General features: G+C 40.0%; 16 protein-coding genes and 1 pseudogene. All 17 read right to left on the reverse strand.

The annotated features are described in order from the left end of the window. Complete coding sequence (locus HT709_RS04435; protein WP_000976713.1) at window positions 1-483, reverse strand: VanZ family protein; 483 nt, start codon at window positions 481-483, stop codon at window positions 1-3. Further along, a pseudogene (gene rlmN / locus HT709_RS04440) lies at window positions 483-1548 on the reverse strand (23S rRNA (adenine(2503)-C(2))-methyltransferase RlmN). The gene HT709_RS04435 and the pseudogene rlmN overlap by 1 nt, the downstream one beginning before the upstream one ends. Window positions 1549-1568: 20 nt before the next feature. Next, on the reverse strand, window positions 1569-2099 hold the full coding sequence (locus tag HT709_RS04445; RefSeq protein ID WP_023935811.1) for a YutD family protein: 531 nt from the start codon (window positions 2097-2099) through the stop codon (window positions 1569-1571). A gap of 156 nt (window positions 2100-2255) precedes the next feature. After that, window positions 2256-2861 (reverse strand): superoxide dismutase SodA, encoded by a 606-nt coding sequence (gene sodA, locus HT709_RS04450; RefSeq protein WP_000974743.1) that lies wholly within the window; start codon window positions 2859-2861, stop codon window positions 2256-2258. A gap of 124 nt (window positions 2862-2985) precedes the next feature. Then, complete coding sequence (locus tag HT709_RS11755; protein ID WP_240156669.1) at window positions 2986-3246, reverse strand: hypothetical protein; 261 nt, start codon at window positions 3244-3246, stop codon at window positions 2986-2988. Between the two features lie 75 nt (window positions 3247-3321). Then, window positions 3322-4359, reverse strand: a complete 1038-nt coding sequence (holA, locus tag HT709_RS04460) for a DNA polymerase III subunit delta (RefSeq protein ID WP_101514407.1) — start codon at window positions 4357-4359, stop codon at window positions 3322-3324. A gap of 33 nt (window positions 4360-4392) precedes the next feature. Continuing rightward, window positions 4393-5328 (reverse strand): dihydroorotate oxidase, encoded by a 936-nt coding sequence (locus HT709_RS04465; RefSeq protein WP_172925550.1) that lies wholly within the window; start codon window positions 5326-5328, stop codon window positions 4393-4395. 447 nt (window positions 5329-5775) lie between these two features. Continuing rightward, a complete protein-coding gene (gene metK / locus HT709_RS04470; RefSeq protein ID WP_138707778.1) occupies window positions 5776-6966 on the reverse strand; it encodes a methionine adenosyltransferase in 1191 nt (396 codons plus the stop codon). Window positions 6967-7179: 213 nt separating this feature from the next. Further along, window positions 7180-8523: a DEAD/DEAH box helicase gene (locus HT709_RS04475; RefSeq protein ID WP_050208023.1), complete on the reverse strand. Its 1344-nt coding sequence runs from the start codon at window positions 8521-8523 to the stop codon at window positions 7180-7182. A gap of 246 nt (window positions 8524-8769) precedes the next feature. Continuing rightward, window positions 8770-9585 carry an endonuclease/exonuclease/phosphatase family protein gene (locus HT709_RS04480; protein WP_000670821.1) on the reverse strand — a complete coding sequence of 272 codons (816 nt, stop codon included), beginning with the start codon at window positions 9583-9585 and terminating at the stop codon, window positions 8770-8772. A gap of 51 nt (window positions 9586-9636) precedes the next feature. After that, window positions 9637-11817, reverse strand: coding sequence for a PTS transporter subunit IIBC (locus tag HT709_RS04485; protein ID WP_000974058.1), 2181 nt, complete (start codon window positions 11815-11817; stop codon window positions 9637-9639). 406 nt (window positions 11818-12223) lie between these two features. Beyond that, window positions 12224-13150, reverse strand: a complete 927-nt coding sequence (gene ftsX / locus HT709_RS04490; protein ID WP_000625541.1) for a permease-like cell division protein FtsX — start codon at window positions 13148-13150, stop codon at window positions 12224-12226. Next, complete coding sequence (gene ftsE, locus HT709_RS04495) at window positions 13143-13835, reverse strand: cell division ATP-binding protein FtsE (RefSeq protein WP_000022265.1); 693 nt, start codon at window positions 13833-13835, stop codon at window positions 13143-13145. Before ftsE ends, ftsX begins: the two co-directional genes overlap by 8 nt. A 17-nt stretch (window positions 13836-13852) precedes the next feature. Continuing rightward, a protein-coding gene (gene prfB / locus HT709_RS04500) for a peptide chain release factor 2 (RefSeq protein WP_100127798.1) occupies window positions 13853-14948 on the reverse strand; the annotation gives its coding sequence in 2 pieces (ribosomal slippage) (window positions 13853-14875 and window positions 14877-14948; 1095 coding nt in all). A gap of 107 nt (window positions 14949-15055) precedes the next feature. Continuing rightward, window positions 15056-15712, reverse strand: a complete 657-nt coding sequence (locus tag HT709_RS04505) for a CBS domain-containing protein (RefSeq protein WP_000268665.1) — start codon at window positions 15710-15712, stop codon at window positions 15056-15058. Window positions 15713-16018: 306 nt separating this feature from the next. After that, complete coding sequence (locus HT709_RS04510) at window positions 16019-16729, reverse strand: ABC transporter ATP-binding protein (RefSeq protein WP_000062200.1); 711 nt, start codon at window positions 16727-16729, stop codon at window positions 16019-16021. Continuing rightward, window positions 16729-17493, reverse strand: a complete 765-nt coding sequence (locus HT709_RS04515) for an ABC transporter ATP-binding protein (protein WP_001185997.1) — start codon at window positions 17491-17493, stop codon at window positions 16729-16731. Before HT709_RS04515 ends, HT709_RS04510 begins: the two co-directional genes overlap by 1 nt. Between the last annotated feature and the right edge of the window lie 2 nt (window positions 17494-17495).

Consider the following 17495-nt stretch of genomic DNA (forward strand, 5'->3'; position numbering starts at 1 on the left):
TTAATTCCTTATCTTGTTTTTATGTAATCGTTTATAAAGGAGCCAAGCCAGATAGCCACCCAAAGTGTTGGTCCACAAATCATCAATCTCAAAGACGCGATTGAAATCAAAGAAAAAGTCCAAGATTAATTGCGTACACTCGATTCCAAGACTCACAAGAAAACTAAAAAGAAGGACCTTTTTTATTTTCCGCAAGTTTGGAAGGAGATAAAGGAGTTGGAACATCAGAGGAAAAAGTAAGAACATATTAAGGATATTTTGTAAAAAAATCCAGCATAATTGTCCCATATCACTCACCTCACCCAGATTCCAGAGGGAGTTTAAAGGAGTCAAAAGAAAAACCAGGCTTCCAAGATGCTGAATACCTGGAGTTTCTACCCCCACGGGAGATTGTTCTTGAGGAGTAAAGCAAAAATAGACAATGCAAATGCTATAGAAAATGACTCCCCAGACCAAAATATGATTATAAGTCTTCTTCATCATTAAGGATTTACCGCTGCGACTGCCTTCTGGCGGTCACGTTTCATTGTGTTAGAGCGCAATTGTCCACAAGCTGCGTCACTATCTGTACCATGCTCTTGACGAACCACACAGTTGACCCCTTTTCTCTTAAGCGTATCATAGAAAGCCAACACGCGCTCTTTGGGACTACGGCTATATTGGTCATGCTCACTAACTGGGTTATAAGAAATCAAGTTTACATAAGACAATTTCTTGATGTTCTTGAGCAATTCAGCTAATTCCAAAGCTTGTTCTACACCTTCGTTTACTTCATTAAGCATGATATACTCAAAGGTCACACGACGATTAGTTGTCTCAATGTAGTACTCAATAGCTGCAAAGAGCTTTTCAATCGGAAAGGCACGGTTAATCTTCATGGTACTTGAGCGCAGTTCATTGTTGGGTGCGTGAAGAGACACGGCAAGATTGACCTGACCCCCTTCATCAGCAAAGTCACGAATTTTATGGGCCAAACCTGAGGTTGAAACCGTGATGTGACGAGCACCGATAGCCATTCCTTTATCATCATTGATAGTACAAACGAAATTCAAAACATTGTTGTAATTATCAAAGGGCTCACTGATTCCCATGACAACGATATGGCTGACACGTTCATCCTAACCACGCTCATCAAAGTATTTCTGAACCAGCATGATTTGCGCTACGATTTCACCGTTATTGAGGTCACGTTGCTTCTTAATCAAACCAGAGGCACAGAAGGTACAACCGATATTACAGCCGACCTGAGTGGTCACACAGACAGATAAAACGTAGTGTTGACGTATGAGTACTGTCTCAATCAGCATTCCATCTGGCAATTCAAAAAGATATTTAACTGTCCCATCAGCAGACTCTTGCACAATACCTTGTTTCAAGGGATTGACCACAAACTGGTCATTAAGCTTAGCAATCAAATCCTTGAAAAGGTTGGTCATTTCTTCAATAGAGCCATTCCCAGATTTGATCTGCACGGAATTTCTTTTCTCCCTGCTCCAATACCCATTCCTGCATGGTTTGACGTGTTAAACTATAAATTAACGGTTTCATTTCTACTCCTTATTCTCTACTCACTTCTGACGAATGACAAAATGACGTTGTCCCTTGTTCTCTTTCTGAGAATGCTGGTCTTTCTGACGACGTCTATTTTTCTTATCTGCATTCGGTTTTCGTTTGGTTTGAGTCGGCTTCTTTCCTTTTTTAGAAGGAGGTTCTTCTTCCTTCTTACGAATTTTCTTGTCAAATGATGCGCGCTTAGGGGCTTCATTTTCTAAGACAAAATAGGCACAACCATAACTACAATACTCTAAAAGGTAGTCTTGTAAACGACTGATTTTTTCAAGTTTTTCTTCTGTTCGATCATCCTTATAAAAACCTCGTAGACGAAGCTGTTCGTTGCTCCAGTCTCCCACGATATAATCAAACTTGGTTAAGACTTCTGAAAAACGCTGATTAAAAGCCGTCACATCAAAGGCATCCTTGATATTTTCCACCAAGGAAAAAGCGATCCCTTCCGTTTCAACCTTGTCCCCGTGTAAATGAAACTCAGGGCCAGGAAACTTGTTATAGTTGTATAATTCAGGTGCAATTTCTTTTCGCATAGATATCCTTTTTTCACGATTACTTAATACTTTATTCTACCATAATTTCTAGCAGTTAGCACGTTTCTCATAAAAATGAAAAAAGTCTGACGATTTTGTCAGACCAGAATCTTATATCCTAAAAAAGAGCAGAACAATTCTTCCCTCCAACTATCATTATTTAGCAGCTGCGTACAATTCATCTACTTTATTCCAGTTGATTACTGAAAAGAAAGCTTTGATGTAGTCAGGACGCACGTTGCGGTATTTCACGTAGTAAGCATGTTCCCAAACGTCCAAGCCCAAGATTGGTTTTTTACCTTCTGAGATTGGTGTGTCTTGGTTTGCTGTTGAAGTCACTTCAAGTTTCCCTTCTTTGTTGACAACCAACCATGCCCAACCTGAACCAAAACGAGTTGTTGCTGCTGCAGTGAAGGCTGCTTGGAATTCTTCAAATGAACCAAATGTTGCATCGATTGCTGCTGCCAGTTCTGCTGAAGGAGCTGTTTTCTCGAGAGTCATCAATTCCCAGAAAAGAGCGTGGTTCAAGTGTCCGCCACCATTGTTGATAAGTGCTTGACGGATATCAGCTGGGATAGATTCTACATCAGCAAGCAAGGCTTCAAGGTCTTCACCGATTTCAGGGTGTTTTTCTAAAGCTGCATTGGCATTGTTGACATAAGTTTGATGGTGTTTGTCATGGTGCAAATGCATTGTTTCCGCATCGATGTATGGTTCCAAAGCGTCGTATGCATATGGAAGTTCTGGTAAGATAATAGCCATCTGTAATACCTCTTTTTCTTTCTATATGAAAATGATAACGCAAACATTCACTTTTTTCAAGTTTTTTGCTTATAGATGAGGAAATCACTGAGATACTTTCGAATAATACTCTTCGAAAATCTCTTCAAACCGCGTCAACGTCGCCTTGCCGTAGGTATATGTTACTGACTTCGTCAGTTCTATCTGCAACCTCAAAACGGTGTTTTGAGCTGACTTCGTCAGTTCTATCTGCAACCTCAAAACGGTGTTTTGAGCTGACTTCGTCAGTTCTATCTGCAACCTCAAAACAGTGTTTTGAGCTGACTTCGTCAGTTCTATCTGCAACCTCAAAGCAGTGCTTTGAGCAACCTGCGGCTAGTTTCCTAGTTTGCTCTTTGATTTTCATTGAGTATAAAATAAGCAAATCAGTAAGAAACCCACGACAAGATAATCCTGACGCGGGTTGTAGTTTCAACAAATGTCAATTGACCTGACTAGCAATCTGTAAGAGTGCCTTTTCAAAAAGGAAACCTTTTTCATAGAGTCCTGTCTTAATCTGATAGTCTGTCTCAATCAAGTAGGAAATTACTTGCTTCAAAAAGCTCAAAGAAAGTCCTCTTGAATCTCTCAGCGCAAACTTGATTTGATAGGGATTAGGATTGCGTCCGAGAAAACTTCCTAGACTACTTGCAGTCTGAGATTCTGTTTGCCCAGACTCCGCCAAAATCTTCACCTGAGTAAAAGTCCGAAATTGTCCTAGCATGACTGCAATCAGTTTGATTTCATCTTCACCTTGCAAGGTCAAATCTCTAACCAAATCGCGCGCCTGATCCATCTTTTTAGTCAGAATAAACTGAGTTAAATCAAAAATATTGTCCTGTAAGGTCTTGGGAATTGCGTTAACAATATCCTCTTCCTCGATAACAGAGTCTTCCTTATAGGACTGTAAAAAGAGGAGATTTTTCTGGATTTCGCTAAATTGAAAACCCGACTTGACGAGAAGATTTTCAAAAGAATTATTGGTAAACTGCAGACCTTCTTTCTGGCTCCACTTTTGGAAATACTGGCGTAATTCTTGTTCTTTGGCTTCTACTGCATCAAAGACCTTGGCATCACGCTTAAGTAATTTTACCAGCCGTCTTTTGCTATCCAGCTTTCCTTCCGCAAAGATCAACAACTTGGTTGTTGGTGAAGGGTTATCAAGGTATTCCTCAAACGACTTGAGTTCATCATCTGTTAAAAAGCGTTTCTTGGCTGTTGTGATATCTACAAAATGGTCTAATATCACGATTTTCTCATCCGCAAAGAAAGGAAGGCTGACTAACTCCAGTTCCACATCCTTGTAGACCACTTCTTTCATATCAAAGTAGGCAAAGTTGAGATCAGCAGAATCATAGCCAATCTGTTTCAATACTTGACTCTTCATCACTTCAAACTGACCCTGATCTGTCCCTGTAAAAAGGCTCAGGCTAGGTAAATTTGATAAAGTCAACTTCTGACTCTCTTCAATGGCTAGCATCTTCTCTCCTTTCTTCTGATTTTTCGATTTAATTTAGTCAATATAGCGCAATTTCCCACGGAAATCTTCTAAGCTCTCGTATACTTTTTCCGCCATGATTGCTTTTAGTTCATTGGTAATGCGGTCAAAGGCACCGACGCCTTCTTTGTGAAGGGTGGTTCCCACCTGCACCATACTCGCTCCACAGAGAATATGTTCAAAGGCATCACGACCAGTCAACACGCCACCTGTTCCAATGATTTGGATCTGGGGATTTAAGCGTTGATAAAAGGCGTGAACATTAGCTAAAGCAGTTGGTTTGATGTATTCTCCACCAATTCCACCAAAACCATTCTTAGGCCGAATAACGACAGATTCGTCTTCTATATAGAGGCCGTTTCCGATAGAGTTAACGCAGTTGACAAACTTGAGCGGATATTTGTTGAAAATAGCTGCCGCTTGGTCAAAGTGAACAATATCAAAATATGGTGGCAATTTAATTCCAAGAGGTTTGGTGAAGTAGGCAAATACTTCTGTCAAAATCCGGTCTGTTGTCTCAAAATCATAGGCAATCTGAGGTTTTTCTGGAACATTTGGACAGGAGAGGTTTAGCTCAGTCAGACCACGAAAATCACTCTCTTGGACTTTTTTCAAGATAGTATGGGTTTCCTCTGGAGACATACCGACTAGAGATAAGAAGAAAGTTCGGTTTGGCTCTTTTTCCTGTAAATCCAAAAGATAATCCAAATAGTAGTCTAAGCCCTTATTTGGCAAGCCCATAGAATTGATAGAACCAAGTGGGACATCTTGATAGCGTGGCTCAGGATTTCCCTGACGAAAGTCCAAGGTTGCTGTCTTAGTAACAAAGGTTCCTGCCGCTGAGTTTTTGACCTCTTCTAACTCCTCTATCGTCATACAAGCCACACCTGCTGCATTCATCAAGCAATTGTCAAACTCAAAACCAGCAATTTGTGTTTTCGTTGATACCATGATTCTAATCCTCCAGATTCTTTTTATTGCTAATATTATACCATAATTTTAATTCTAGGTTTACTAGATTCTGTGGTTCTATCTATTTATTCGGAAAAGAAAGTCTAGTGCAGAAGTCATGTTATGGAAACAGCTAGTGTATTGGAAGTTTGAACAAGACTTGGGTCACAGACTTTTGAATGAAATCCAAGCAACAAGGAGAAATCTCAACCATGAGTCCATTCCATGACTCTGTTGCTCTAGAAAACCTTGCAATAGTCAAGTGATAACGAATAAAACTTTGGATTGAAATATCTCCATGATTATCTATTACGAGGAGAAATCTCAACCTTTGGCATTTTTAAAGAAATACATGTAAATCTCTACTTTCGCAAAATGGATTTTCAGAACAGTATCCCAGTATAGTTAAAAACTATAAAAAAGAGAGGAAGTCCCCCTCTTAAGATTTTATTTGACTGCTTCTTTTAAAGCGTCTACCTTGTCCAAACGTTCCCATGGAAGGTCAATATCTGTACGTCCCATGTGTCCATAAGCTGCTGTTTGACGGTAAATTGGACGCTTGAGGTCCAGCATTTGGATAATTCCTGCAGGGCGAAGGTCAAAGATTTGACGGGCTGCTTTTTCAAGCTTGCTTTCAGCTACTGTTCCTGTACCGAAAGTATCGATACGAACAGAAACAGGTTGGGCAACACCGATAGCGTAGGCCAATTGAACTTCTGCCTTCTTAGCAAGACCGGCTGCAACGAAGTTCTTGGCAATATAGCGAGCTGCATATGAGGCAGAACGGTCCACCTTAGTCGCATCCTTACCAGAGAAGGCACCACCACCATGACGAGAGTAGCCACCATAAGTATCTACAATAATCTTACGACCAGTCAAACCTGAGTCCCCTTGAGGACCACCGACTACAAAACGACCTGTCGGATTGATAAAGAATTTTGTCTTATCATCGAGATAAGAAGATGGAATAACTTCTTTGATGACCTTGTCAATCACATCTTGATGGATTTGTTCATTAGTAGCCTCTGGATCATGCTGAGTAGAAATAACGACTGTATCTACACGTACCGGACGGTCATTTTCATCGTACTCAACTGTAACTTGTGATTTTGCATCTGGACGGAGATAGCTAATTTCTCCAGATTTACGAAGTTCTGCCAGACGACGAACCAATTTATGACTGAGTGAGATTGGCAATGGCATGAGCTCTTCTGTCTCATCCACTGCAAAGCCAAACATGAGCCCTTGGTCTCCAGCACCGATCAAATCAAGTGGATCTTGGTCTGCATTTCCACGAACCTCCAAGGCTTCGTTAACACCTTGGGCAATATCTGGTGACTGCTCAACAAGTGACGGATGAACTCCCACTGTCTCAGCAGAAAAACCATATTCTGTATTGGTATAACCAATCTCTGCAATGGTATCACGAACCACACGGTTAATATCCACATAGGCATTTGTAGAAATTTCACCAAAAACGTGGACGGAACCAGTATAGACAGCTGTCTCAGCAGCAACGTGCGCCTCTGGATCCTCTGCTAAAATAGCATCCAAAATCGCATCTGAAATTTGGTCTGCAATCTTATCTGGATGCCCCTCAGATACAGATTCAGACGTGAATAATTTACGTTCTGACATAAAAATGTCCCCCCTTAAAAATAGTGTTATAGAGTTACAAAGTACTGGTAGGAAAACTCTTAGTGATAAATGCCTACCATCTTATCGGGACTATATAACTTTATCATTATACCATTTTTTAGCGCAATTTGCAGTCTTTAATGTGATATTTCGGTTTAGATAGTTCGTTCTCATAAAGCAAAAAGTTGGAGTTCAGTACTCCAACAATTTCTATTAAAATGTTTGGCGTTTCGCTTTACGCTCTGCACGACCGCGAGCGCGATTTTCAGCACGCTTGGTTTTGCGGCGCTTTTCATCAACCGCCCATTGAATTTTCTTCTTATAACCCGGTTTGACTTTTTTCTTTTTCTTTTTGACCAGACCAATCATTTCAATATCAAGCTTATCTTGCTTCTTCTCACGATTAGCACGACGATCACGGTCATAGGTATCTTGGAATTCTCCATCTTTGACCATCTTAGGAGTAAACTTGATTCCCAATTTCTCCAACTCACGGATATCCGAGTCATCACTTGGCTGATAAAGGGTAATGGCTGTGCCTGGTAGGCCATTTCTTCCAGTACGACCAACTCGATGAACAAAGAAGGACAAATCTTGCGGAATGGCATCATTGATGACATGGCTGACACCTTCAATGTCAATCCCACGCGCTGCCAAGTCTGTTGCGACAATGTACTCAAAATCCAGATTTTTCACCTGATTCATGATACGCTTGCGCTCACGAGGGGCAATATCCCCATGAATTTTTGCCACCTTCAAGCCTTGAGCAGTCAGGTAAGAATGCAATTCATCAGCACGCGTTTTAGTGTTAACAAAAATCATTGCCAAATACGGTTGCATCAACTGAGTCAACTGGTAAATTTGAGCATTCTTATCACGTCCCTTAGTAGAAATCAACCAATTATCAATGGTATCAGAAATGATCGTTTTGGTCTTGATTTTCTCCATAACTGGATTTGATAAGTATTTTTTCAAGAATGGTTGCAGTTTTTGCGGAATAGTCGCTGAGAAGACCATGAATTGCAAGTCTTTTGAAAGACTGCCAGCAATCTTATCAACAGTTTCCAAGAATCCCATATCCAAGGTCATGTCTGCTTCATCAACAACAAAGGTCTTGGCCTTGTGAATAGCCAAATCACCGGATTTAACCAAGTCGTAAATACGGCCTGGTGTTCCAATAACAATATGAGGCTGATTGCTTGCCAATTTCTCAATCTGACGAGCCTTATCCGTACCACCCACATAATTAACCACACGAACTTCCACGTCTGAGTGGGCAGCAATCTGACGGGCTGCTTGGTAAATTTGAGTAGCCAACTCACGACTCGGTGCAGTAATCACTGCCTGTACACTATCGCTAGCTTCATCTAATTGCTGGAAAATCGGTAACAAGAAAGTGTGAGTCTTACCTGAACCTGTTTTTGATTCTCCAACCAAATCTCTACCTGCCAAAACAATAGGAATCAATTTGTCTTGCACCTCTGTTGGAGCTGTAAATTTTAACTCCTCCAAGGCCTCTCTAATATAGTTTTTAAATTGAAATTTCGTAAATGACATAATATCCTCTATTCTATCTATCTTATCAATTATACCATATTTTATTCCATTACAGTAGTCTCACTTATTTAGGCTATTTCCAGTAGCTTCTCTAATAATAAAAAGGCTAGAATTTCATGGTTCCAACCTCTTTTCATACTCAATGAAAATCAAAGATCAAACTAGGAAACTAGCCGCAGGCTGTACTTGAGTACGGCAAGGCGACGTTGACGTGGTTTGAATTTGATTTTCGAAGAGTATCAGTTATTATTTCCAGTTTAAAATAGCACTCAAGCCATAGTGATCACTGACTTGTGGACTCTTGTTACCATCAAATACGACATGTAAATTTTCCACCGCTAACTCTTTGGTAGTAAAGACATAATCGATTCGAAGGGGTTCAGTGTTCCCTTTCCAGCCATCAATTTCTGGTGGAACGGTATAGCTACCGCTTTTCTCTTGAGCAACTTCAAAAGCGTCTTGTAAGCCTAATGGACTAGCCAAAATAGCTTGGTAGCCTTCCTGTCCAGCTGGGTTGTTGAAATCTCCAGCTAGTAAAAGTGGCTTGTTCAATTCTTTCAAGACATTCTCAAATCGTGCCCATTCTTCTTGGAAACCTTTATCCCACCAAGAAAGGTGGACACTTGCAACTGCAAGCTCCTTACCATCAACTACAGTTTCAGCCAAAGCAACACGACGAGTATGATAGTCTGTTGGATCATCCACATCTGAAACCAAAATTTCTCTGGCTTCAATAGGTTTTTTAGACAAGATAGCTACACCTTCATGGTAGCGATCATAACCGATATGGTTATAGGCCCAAGTCCAGTAGTAATTTTTCCCTTGCTCAGACAACTTTTCAACCAAGAGTCTAACATAGTGATCTTGGTGAATAGGCTCAGCTGCTGGCAAAGCTTGATAAAGGTCATTAACCTCCACCTCTGGCGAAGTGATCTCCTGATTGATTTCTTGGAAACAAATCAAATCATAGTCTTTTTCAAGAATATCCTCAAGCAAAATCTGGAATTTTTCCTCAGCTTCTTTTTCCATCCAACTATGAGTATTGAGTGTTAAAAATTTCATTCTTTTCTCCCAAAATAAGAGGTTGGAATACAGCTTCCAACCTCAAGTATATTACAATTCTACTTTAGCAACTGCTGTTTTAGCTGCAAGAGAACCTGTTTTTTCTAATTTAACTGATTTAATTGCATCACCATTTGTGAAGACAACTACTGTTGAAGTTTCACGTCCTGCTGCACGGATAGCATCCAAGTCAGCTGTGACAAGGAGATCTCCTGCTGCAACTTTTTGTCCTTCAGCAACATGAACTGTAAATGGTTTACCTTCAAGACTTACTGTGTCCAAACCAATGTGAACCAATACTTCAAGACCTGATTCAGTCACAATACCAAGAGCATGTTTTGTTGGGAAGATGCTTGATACAGTACCTGAAACTGGAGATACAATGTTTCCATTTGCAGGTTCTACTGCAAATCCATCACCCATCATTTTTTGAGCAAATACTGGATCTTTTACTTGTTCCAAAGCAACAACTTGACCGTCTGCTACTGAGTAAACTTCCTCAGTAAGACCTTTGAAGTGAACAGTGTTTTGTTGTGCTTCAGTCATTTGGCTTGGAAGAGTTTCAGGAATGATTTCACCTGAATCAAGGATATCTTGGATATCAGATTTCAATACGTCAGCTTTTGGTCCGTAGATAGCTTGAACCCCTTGTCCTTTCATGACAAGACCCATAGCTCCTTCTGCTTTCCATTGCTCTGCATTTCCTACTTTATCTGCATCTTTAACAGTTACACGAAGACGAGTCATACATGCGTCAACATCAACGATATTTGCACGTCCACCAAGAAGGTTGATGATGTTTACAGCTTGAGAGCCTGCTGCAACTTTCACTTCGCTACTAGATTCTTCTGAACCTTCAGCAGTTTCGTAGTTTCCGTTACGCCCTGAAGTTGCGTAGTTGAATTTTTGAATCATGAAGTTTGCGATAAAATACATGATTACGGCAAAGAGAACAGTTACCCAAACGAAGTTAATGATATCCATACCGATACCAGCACTGATTGCAATAGGTGTACGAGTCAAGAACTCGATTGAACCGAATGAGTGCATACGTAGGTTTACAACGTCAGCCATAGCGAAGGCAGCACCTTGAACAAGTGAGTAAACAAGATACATAGGTGTTGCAACGAACATGAACATGTATTCGATTGGTTCAGTAACCCCTGTCAAGAATGTTGCAAGAGCTGTCGCAATCATCATACCTTTATATTTGTGTTTCTTGTCAGCATCGACATTACGGTAGATAGCCACGATCACACCCATCAAGATACCGAATGAACCGATCATTTGTCCAACTTTAAAACGAGCTGGGTGAACAGTATCTAACAATTGTTGGTAGTGACTTGCATCTGTACCTTTGAGGTTTACAAGGTCTGTTACCCATGCAAGCCATAGTGGGTCTTGACCGAATACTTGAGTACCTTTAGCTGCACCAGTTAAAATGTCATAAGTACCACCAAGAGCTGTGTAGTTCATTGGGATAGTCAACATATGGTGAAGACCAAATGGCAAGAGCAAACGTTCCAAAGTACCATACAAGAATGGTGCAAGGATTGGTGCAGTTTCTTGTGAGTTGGCAATCCAAATACCAAAGCTATTGATACCAGTTTGCACAAGTGGCCAGAAAGCTGAAAGTAGAATTGCAGCAATTACTGAACGAAGAATAACTACAAATGGTACAAAACGTTTTCCGTTAAAGAATGAAAGTGCATCAGGAAGCTTACGGAAGTTATAGTATTTATTGTAAGCAGTTGCTCCAATAAAACCAGAAATAATCCCTACGAATACACCCATGTTAAGTGCTGGAGCTTCCATAACACTAATGAAGTAATCAGCAACTTTGATTGATCCACCAAAGAGAGTTGTTACCATAGCTTCTGGATTCTTCAACATGTCTCCTGATACACCAAAGATTGTACCAGTGATACGGTTGATTAGGATAAAGGCAAGACCTGCCGCAAACGCACCACCAGCACGTTCCTTAGCCCAGCTTCCTCCAATAGCGAGGGCAAACAAGATATGAAGGTTAACGATAACCCCCCAACCGATTTGCTCTAGGACACCACCAGTAATAACGAGTGGAGCAAAGTTAGGGTTAATCATCACGATAGACTTACCGATTGAAATCATCAAACCAGCAGCCGGCATAACCGCGATAACCACCATCAAAGCCTTACCGAATTTTTGCCAAAATTCGAAAGACAAGACATTTTTGAATGTATCTTTCATCATTCAAATCTCCTTTATTTTTATTTAGGCAAACGTTTTACGAAAACGTTTGCACCTTTTATGATTTAATTATACCACTTTAATTTTTTTTGTAAAGGCTTTTATTCAAAAAAATCCTCTTTTTTCAAAAATTTTCTAGGTGCTAAATTTCAAGTTCAAATTAGCCATCAAGAATCTTCTCTGAGCAACTTCTTTATACTCTTCGAAAATCTCTTCAAACCACGTCAGCGTCGTCTTACCGTATATATGTGACTGACTTTCTACAACCTCAAATCAGTATTTTGAGCATCCTGTGGCGAGCTACCTAGTTTGCTCTTTGATTTTCATTGAGTATTAGAAGTCCCTTTTCTAAAATTTTTGTAGCAAAAAAGGAGATTTTACAACCTCCTCATAAAAGTAATTATTTTACCTAAATTTTCAAGAATCGACGCATGGATATTCCTGATCCCAGTGAACCAATAAAAATTCCAATCACAAATAGTAGGGCAATCATCAACGGACTAAATAAATCTGGACTAATCATAGATAGATTTTGTCCTACCAACGATTTGTTAACAGATTGGTAAACCATTTGATAAACAATAAAGACCAAAACAGATGGTGCGATAGCTCCCAATAAACCGATAAAGGCTCCTTCTAACAAGAACGGTCCACGAATATAACTGTTTTTAGCTCCGACCAAGCGCATGATTTGAATTTCGCGACTGCGGGAAATAATAGTAATACGAATGGTATTTGAAATCAAGAAAACTGCGACAAAAATTAACAAGGCAGCAATCCCTAGTCCCCAAACACGGATAAATGAAGCTAACTTGAAGAGTCTTTCTGTATTGGCACCGCCATCTTGAACCTCAGAGACACCTTCAATTTTTTTAGCATCTTCGGCTATAGTTTTTACATCATTTGGAGTATTTGCCTCTACAATATAGGCATCATAGAGAGGATTGGCATCTCCTTCAAAGATTTTCCAGTTATCTCCCATTGTCTCGGTTAACTTTTCATATTGTTCTTCTTTACTTGAAAAGGTAACACTCTTAACCGTAGACATGTTCTTCAAAGAATCATATACCTTGTGGTAGTCATTATTTGTAACAGTTTGACCTTCTTTTTCAATTGTCTGACTGTTATCTTCCACATCCTTTCGGATATAAACTACTACACGGACATTATTTTCAATATCTGTAGCTAGTTTCGCTGTATTAAAAATAACAGATGCAAATATTGCCACCAAGGTCAAAGTAATCATGACTGAACTGACAGCAGCTACTGTCATCCAACCATTTCGTTTCAAACTTTTTAAGGCTTCAAATAAATGGCGAAAAAATCTACTAATCATCGTATCCATACTCTCCTTTTGATTCGTCACGAACAACACGGCCATTTTCAATGGCAATGACACGGTGGCGCAAGGTATTTACAATCTGGCTATTATGAGTCGCCATCAAAATAGTTGTCCCTTGTAGGTTAATCCGTTCCAAGAGATTCATAATTTCCCATGAATTATCAGGGTCCAGGTTTCCTGTTGGTTCATCGGCTATCAATACTTTTGGATTGTTTACAATAGCACGTGCAATCGCAATCCGCTGTTGCTCTCCACCTGAGAGCTCATTTGGGAAAGAACGAACCTTGTGCTTCAACCCAACCAAGTCTAAAACTTCCATCACACGTTTTTTGATATTACGGCGATTTTCCCCGATTACTTCCATAGCGTAAGCAATATTTTCATAGACAGTTTTCTTTGGTAACAATTTATAATCCTGGAAGACAACCCCAACACTACGACGTAGAAGCGGGACATCTTTCTTTTTGATCTTAACCAGATTAAAACCAGCAACTGATAGGCTTCCTTTATCGATTTTTACTTCACGATACAGAGAACGAATAAAGGTTGACTTCCCTGCTCCTGAAGGTCCTACGATGTAAGCAAATTCCCCCGGTTGAACGCTGACCGAAACACCGCGTAGGGCAGTCGTTCCGTTGTCGTATTTTTTAACGACATCTCTCATTTCAATGATTGACATGTGAGTTCCTTTCTATCTTAGCTGATTCGCCACTTGAGATAGGCATCGATAAAACCATCTAGGTCTCCGTCCATAACCTTATCTACCTGAGCAACCTCAAAGCTAGTTCGGTGATCTTTTACCATAGTATAAGGAGTGAAGACATAAGAACGGATTTGGCTTCCCCATGTGATTTCTTTTTTCTCACCCTTGAGGGAATCTACCTCCGCAGCTTTCTTTTCTTGCTCCATTTGATAGAGCTTAGCCTGCAACATCTTCATGGCACGATCTCTATTTCCATACTGGGTACGATCCACTGTTGATTGAACAACAATTCCAGTTGGAATGTGGGTTAAACGTACACCTGTTGAAACCTTATTGACATTTTGTCCACCGGCACCACCTGAACGGAAGGTATCCATCTTGATGTCATCTTCCCGGATTTCCACTTCAATGGTATCGTCCAACTCAGGCATCACTTCTACGGATGTGAAAGATGTATGGCGACGTTTGGCAGAGTCAAATGGTGAAATTCGCACCAAACGGTGTACCCCCATTTCTGACTTGAGAAGACCATAGGCATTAGGCCCTTCAAATGATAAGGTTACTGACTTGATACCAGCTTCATCCCCTGCTTGGTAATCCAATACTTCCACTTTAAAGCCTTTAGCATTACCATAACGAGTATACATACGAAGCAACATATCACCCCAGTCCTGAGCCTCAGTACCACCAGAACCTGGATGGATTTCCAAGATGGCATTGTTGTGGTCATAAGGTTCTGACAAGAGTAGAGTCATCTCATAGCTGGTCATCATCTTATCAAGTTCGGCTAACTGCTCTACCAGTTCTTCTTGAACTGACTCGTCTTCAGCTAAAAAGTCCAATAAAATTTCGACTTCATCCTGCAACTCTTCCATTTTGTGGAAGGTGTTATAGGTGTTTTTTAATTCATTTAATTCTTGCGACGTTTTTTGGGCCGCAATATTATCATTCCAAAAATCAGGTTCTGTCATCTTGTTTTCCAAGATGGCAATCTCTTCCTCTAGCCCTTCGAGGTCAAAGAGACCCCCTGAAAGAAGCTAATTTTTCACGATTTGCGTCAATTTTTTGACGGATTACTGAAATGTCCATAAATACTCCTTTTTTATATCATTTCATTATAGCATATTTTATCATTTCTTTCCATCTTTTGCTATAATCCCTTTTTTATGAAAAAAGAAGCCTTTCGGCTTCCCTTCTTACAAGACTTTTGCTGAAGTGCGAGTGATTTCTTCCACTTGAATACCATTTGCTTCAAATTTTTCTTTCAAGGCTGGTAAATCAATTGATCCATCGATTTGCACTTCGATAATGACCTTACCATCCTTACGCGGAATATTGACTGTATGGGAGATATTCAAATTTTCTTCAACGATTAGAGAAACAATCTTACCAAGAACGCCAACTTCATCTTCTGTAACAAAGCGCACACGAATTCCTTCTTCTCCATAACCAGCAATTTCAAGAAAGGCTTGGAAAACGTCACGGTCCGTAATAACCCCATAGACTTGATGGTTATCTACTACAGGAAGAATACCAATCTTGTTTTTCAACATCAGATAAGTTGCATCTTCTAGACTCGCATAGCCTGAAACAGTGACAACATCGCGAATCATGACATCTTTTACTTTTGTCTTATTTAGAAGATAATTCATCTCATAGATAGAAAGACTGGTTGCTTTTGATGGGCTAGCTTGGGCAATGGTTCCCTCAGTTACCAAACCAACCAATTGATCATTTTCGATAACAGGCAAGCGGTGCAACCCTTGCTCTCTCATCAAATCTGCTGCATGAGATACTGTTGTATCTGGACTAATATAAACTACCTTGCGGGTCATAAAATCTTTAACTGCCATGAGACTTCTCCTTTTCTATTCTTATCCCTATTATACAATCTTTTTGCAAATCTATCAAACGCTTACATTTCTTTTTCAAAATTCAGAAAAGTATGAATAACCTAGCAAAAAGAGCTCTGAAATCGAGCTCTGTGAATGAAGGTAAGATACGTTTCATTCGATTTTTTCAATTATTAGAAATTAACCTTTTAATGTAGATGATGATTACTTCGTAATCTCCATCTGCAACCTAAACTAGTCTCCCAGACTATGCGATGTTTGCTTCGCAATCTTCATCTGCCGACTAAAACAATCCACTGGATTGTTTTAGCCACCTAGATACGCTTTTCTTACTTCTTCTGATGAAGCGAGTTCTTTTCCTGTTCCTGATAGGACGATTTTTCCTGTTTCCAATACATAGCCTCGGTCAGAGATTGCAAGTGCTTTATTGGCATTTTGTTCAATCAAGAGGACGGTTGTTCCTTGCTTCTGAATATCTTGAATGATATCAAAGATCTCTTGAATAAAGATTGGGGCAAGTCCCATTGAGGGTTCATCTAAGAGAAGAAGTTTTGGTGTTGACATAAGAGCGCGTCCCATGGCAAGCATTTGTTGTTCTCCTCCTGAAAGAGTGGCTGCATCTTGGTTCTTGCGTTCTTCAAGACGTGGGAAGCGTGAAAAGACCTTCTTCAAGTTAGCTTGATTTTCTTCACGATTTTTCTTTAAAAAAGCTCCCATTTCTAGATTTTCCATAACAGTCAAGCCAGGAAAGACGTGGCGTCCTTCTGGAACTTGTGAAAGCCCACCTGCTACGATTTTTTGAGCTGGCATTTTTTGGATTTCTTGACCTAAAAATTCAATCTTTCCAGAGCTTGGTCTAACCAAACCAGACAAGGTACGGAGAATGGTTGTCTTACCTGCACCATTGGCACCGATAAGGGAAACAACTTCTCCTTCATTCACTTCAAAGCTTACATCACGGACTGCTTGAATCATACCATAATGCACAGAAAGATTATCAACTTTTAACATAGACATTAGGCTTCACCTCCTAGATAAGCTTCGATAACGCGTTTATTGGTCTTAATTTCATCTGGAGTTCCTTGAGCAATTAAACGGCCATATTCAAGTACGTAGATACGTTCTGTTACTTCCATGACCAGATTCATATCGTGTTCAATCAACATGATTGTAATCTTAAATTCATCTTTGATACGACGAATTAACTCAGTCAATTCGGCTGTTTCCTGCGGGTTCATACCTGCGGCTGGTTCATCCAAAAAGAGAATTTTAGGTTCCGTAGCGAGGGCACGAACAATTTCCAAACGACGTTGTTGTCCGTAGGCAAGATTTTTAGCTAGAGTTTCTGCATCACCATCTAAATCAAAGATTTTCAGCAATTCCAAGGCTTTAGCCTTTAATTCTTTTTCACTCTTGTAAAAAGCTGGTAAGCGCAAAAAACTAGCAAAAACATGTTGTTTGTGATGGTTACCAAAGGCAATCAAAACATTGTCCAAAACGGTTAAATCTTTAAAGAGACGGATATTTTGGAATGTACGTCCAAGTCCCAAAGAAGCAATCTTATAAGGTGACTTTCCATTCAAAAGGTGACCATCTAGGGTTACTGTTCCCTCGCTTGGTTCATAAACACCCGTCAAGAGGTTGAAAAGAGTGGTTTTCCCAGCTCCGTTTGGACCGATTAGTCCAACCAGTTCCCCTTCGTTCAATTCAAGAGTCACATCTCCAACAGCTGTTAGACCGCCAAAATGTTTGGTTAACTGTTTTACTTCAAGTAATGCCATTA

Source organism: Streptococcus sp. 1343, from assembly GCF_013277355.1.
In the GTDB taxonomy this organism is placed as follows: Bacteria; Bacillota; Bacilli; order Lactobacillales; family Streptococcaceae; genus Streptococcus; species Streptococcus pseudopneumoniae.

What these genes read in the sequence shown, in the direction of transcription:
- HT709_RS04510 (WP_000062200.1), bottom strand. Translation starts at nt 16,729, where the DNA reads ATGTCTATGTTAAAAGTTGATAATCTTTCTGTGCATTATGGTATGATT.
- HT709_RS04475 (WP_050208023.1), bottom strand. Translation starts at nt 8,523, where the DNA reads ATGTCATTTACGAAATTTCAATTTAAAAACTATATTAGAGAGGCCTTG.
- metK (WP_138707778.1), bottom strand. Translation starts at nt 6,966, where the DNA reads ATGTCAGAACGTAAATTATTCACGTCTGAATCTGTATCTGAGGGGCAT.
- ftsX (WP_000625541.1), bottom strand. Translation starts at nt 13,150, where the DNA reads ATGATTAGTAGATTTTTTCGCCATTTATTTGAAGCCTTAAAAAGTTTG.
- sodA (WP_000974743.1), bottom strand. Translation starts at nt 2,861, where the DNA reads ATGGCTATTATCTTACCAGAACTTCCATATGCATACGACGCTTTGGAA.
- HT709_RS04505 (WP_000268665.1), bottom strand. Translation starts at nt 15,712, where the DNA reads ATGGCAGTTAAAGATTTTATGACCCGCAAGGTAGTTTATATTAGTCCA.
- holA (WP_101514407.1), bottom strand. Translation starts at nt 4,359, where the DNA reads ATGCTAGCCATTGAAGAGAGTCAGAAGTTGACTTTATCAAATTTACCT.
- HT709_RS11755 (WP_240156669.1), bottom strand. Translation starts at nt 3,246, where the DNA reads ATGAAAATCAAAGAGCAAACTAGGAAACTAGCCGCAGGTTGCTCAAAG.
- HT709_RS04435 (WP_000976713.1), bottom strand. Translation starts at nt 483, where the DNA reads ATGATGAAGAAGACTTATAATCATATTTTGGTCTGGGGAGTCATTTTC.
- HT709_RS04465 (WP_172925550.1), bottom strand. Translation starts at nt 5,328, where the DNA reads ATGGTATCAACGAAAACACAAATTGCTGGTTTTGAGTTTGACAATTGC.
- HT709_RS04480 (WP_000670821.1), bottom strand. Translation starts at nt 9,585, where the DNA reads ATGAAATTTTTAACACTCAATACTCATAGTTGGATGGAAAAAGAAGCT.
- HT709_RS04485 (WP_000974058.1), bottom strand. Translation starts at nt 11,817, where the DNA reads ATGATGAAAGATACATTCAAAAATGTCTTGTCTTTCGAATTTTGGCAA.
- ftsE (WP_000022265.1), bottom strand. Translation starts at nt 13,835, where the DNA reads ATGTCAATCATTGAAATGAGAGATGTCGTTAAAAAATACGACAACGGA.
- HT709_RS04445 (WP_023935811.1), bottom strand. Translation starts at nt 2,099, where the DNA reads ATGCGAAAAGAAATTGCACCTGAATTATACAACTATAACAAGTTTCCT.
- HT709_RS04515 (WP_001185997.1), bottom strand. Translation starts at nt 17,493, where the DNA reads ATGGCATTACTTGAAGTAAAACAGTTAACCAAACATTTTGGCGGTCTA.